This window comes from Ideonella sp. P3_A4, from assembly GCF_056403075.1.
The window spans coordinates 1-2,098 of sequence record NZ_JBFUGE010000857.1 but is presented as its reverse complement, the minus strand read 5'-3'; the positions used below and the strand labels follow the sequence as shown (position 1 = coordinate 2,098).

2 protein-coding genes are annotated in these 2,098 nt (G+C 62.7%); both read left to right on the top strand.

Translation table 11 applies throughout. The features are described from left to right. The first annotated feature begins 143 nt into the window (after window positions 1-143). A complete protein-coding gene (locus tag AC1DYI_RS33690; RefSeq protein WP_477208458.1) occupies window positions 144-851 on the top strand; it encodes a 4Fe-4S dicluster domain-containing protein in 708 nt (235 codons plus the stop codon). Window positions 852-860: 9 nt separating this feature from the next. Then, the coding region (locus AC1DYI_RS33685; protein WP_477208457.1) for a molybdopterin-containing oxidoreductase family protein at window positions 861-2,098 on the top strand (1,238 nt) is incomplete at its 3' end.

The following is a 2,098-nucleotide window of genomic DNA, read 5'->3' as shown; positions in this document are numbered from 1 at the left end:
TGGATGCACGTGGCATGGCCGAGACCGAACTGACCGAAGGCACGCACCGCGGCACGATGGAAGAGCTGACCACCTGGACCCAGTGGGCTGACAAGGTCATCGTGTTCTGACCATCCATACACGCTGACAGGCAGGGAGCCTTCATGAACAACAATCAGGCCGCCAAGCCCCCGGTGTGGGGCATGGCGATTGACGTCGAGCGTTGTATCGGCTGCCACGCCTGTTCAGTGGCTTGCAAGGTCGAGAACTCGGTTTCGCTCGGCAACTTCCGAACCAAGGTCTACTACTACGACCACCACGGCAAGGATGCCGTTGGCAAGACGGTGCCAAAGCGCGCCTTCTTGCCAACGCTTTGCATGCATTGCGAGGACGCCCCCTGCATCAAGGCGTGCCCGACCACCTCCATCTCGCGCGGAGCGGATGGGGTCGTACGCATCGACAGCTCGAGCTGCGACAACTCCAAGGACTGCATCGCCGCATGCCCTTACGGCGCCATCCACACTGATCCGGTGGCCGAGGTGGCTGACAAGTGCGACTGGTGCAGCCACCGCCTAGAGGTTGGCATGCAGCCGGCTTGCGTGGAGGTCTGTCCGGCCGAAGTCTTCGCGTTCGGAGATCTGAATGACCCGAACAGCAAAGTGAACCAGATGCATGCCCGGCATGGCAAGGAGCTGACCGTGCTCAAGCCGTCGGAGGGCACGAAGCCCAGTGTGAAGTACCGCGGCATCGGCACGGTCGTTCCCCGCGAGATGGAGAACAAGCTGCCCAAGGGGCGCAATCACGATCCCTTCACCTACGAGATCGACACCTGGTCCCAGTTGCAGTCCGACTACGGCACCGGCAAGGCCTGAGGAGCATCCATGCAACGAAGAGACTTCGTCAAATCGGGCATGGGCGCCCTGGCTTCGCTTGCGGTCGGCGAGACCATCCTGCTGAGTCCGCAGCCGGCATCGGCTGCCACCGCGGCGATCGAGCCGTTGAGCTACAAGCTCAACGCTGGTGGCAACCCACGCAAGGTCCGCACCGACTACCGCACTGCCACGACGGTCAAGAGCGTCTGCCTGAACTGCTCCACGGTGTGCGGCATCGAAGGCTTCGTGGTCGACAACAAGGTTGTCAAGATTCGCGGTAACCCGCTGGACCCGAACATGGCCAGCTTCATGACCTGCGCGAAGGGACAGAGCGGCCCCACGATCAACAGCTATCCAGAGCGGTTGATCTACCCGCTCAAGCGCGTTGGTGACCGCGGTGAAGGCCTGTGGAAGCGCATCACCTGGGACGAAGCTTACGCAGAGATCGCCGGCAGGATTCAGAGCTGCATCGACGCAAGTCATCCGGAGTGGGTCGGCATACACCAGGGGCGCTCACGCTACGAAGCTGAATTCAACCGATTCCTCGACGCGATCGGCTCGCCGGTGCTTCTGAACCACCGTGCGATCTGTTCGTCCAGCAAACGCGCGGCCAACTACGTCAGTCTTGGCGACAGCGACTGGGAATCGATCGATGCCGAGCGCTGCCGCTACTTTCTGAACTTCGGCTCGAATTTCTACGAGGCGCATCAGGGCGGCCTTCATTTCGTGCGTCGCGTGATCAAGGCGCGGTTCGACCATGGTGCCAAATTGGTCACTTTCGACGTCCGGATGTCGAACACCGCCGGTCGCAGCGACGAATGGTTCCAGCCTTTCCCCGGCACGGAGGGCGCCATCGCATTGGCGATGGGGCATGTGATCCTGAGGGACAACCTGCACGATCGCCGCTTCATCGCCGAGTTCGTGCAGCCCGGCGAAACCCAGCTGAGGCAGTGGCTCGCAACTTGCACGCCGCAATGGGCCGAGAAGCTCAGCGGTATGCCCGCCAAGGACATCGAGCGGCTCGCCATCGAGTTTGCCAAGGCGGCGCCCGCCGCAGCGGCCTTCACCAACCGCGGCACCGGCGCGCACTACAACGGCTTCAACGCCGAGCGTGCGGTCGTGATGCTCAACGCGCTGGTCGGCTCGATCGGCCGCGTCGGTGGCTATTGCTATGGCCTGGACGAGAAGCTATCGCCGCAGCGCTACCCTCAGCCACAGCCGGCACCGCCGAAGGCCAAGATCCGCAC

Excerpts from the sequence above, each read along its gene's own strand:
- AC1DYI_RS33690 (WP_477208458.1), top strand. The coding sequence starts at position 144 with ATGAACAACAATCAGGCCGCCAAGCCCCCGGTGTGGGGCATGGCGATT.